Annotated in this window: 1 pseudogene; it reads right to left on the bottom strand. The window is 77.0% G+C overall.

What is annotated here, in order from left to right:
• Positions 1-466: pseudogene (locus FV222_RS30470) on the bottom strand (polysaccharide biosynthesis protein); the annotation flags it as partial.

The following is a 466-nucleotide window of genomic DNA, read 5'->3' as shown; positions in this document are numbered from 1 at the left end:
CGCGGCACCAGCACGAGGCAGAGGACGGCGTTCACCGCGCAGCCGGCGGCGCTGAACGGCACCGCGAAGCCGGTGCGGCCGAGCGCGACCAGGGCCGAGAACAGGATCGTCGCGGCGATCATCGCCGCCGCCATCAGCGCGGCGATGCGCAGGACCGGCACGCTGGCCGCGTAGTCCGGCCCGAACAGCAGGCGGACCAGCGGGTCGGCCAGCACCCAGGCCGCGATCACGCCGGGGCCGGCGACGGACAGGACGAGGCGCAGCGCAAGGCGGGTCTGCGCCGGCAGGGTGCCGGCGGCGGCGGCGCGCCCGAACACCGGCAGCAGCGGGGCGGCCAGGGTGATCGCGACGGCGACCCCGAGCTCGAAGAAGCGGTAGCCGGCGGTGAACAGCCCGACCTCGGCCGCCCCCGCGAAGGCGGCGAGCGCGAGCAGGCCGATGCGGGCGTTGAGCGTGCCGAGCGCGT

It is taken from the genome of Methylobacterium sp. WL103 (genome assembly GCF_008039885.1).
GTDB classification, from domain to species: domain Bacteria; phylum Pseudomonadota; class Alphaproteobacteria; order Rhizobiales; family Beijerinckiaceae; genus Methylobacterium; species Methylobacterium cerastii.
Note: the sequence above shows the minus strand (reverse complement) of the source record. Positions and strands in the feature narration are given on the sequence as shown.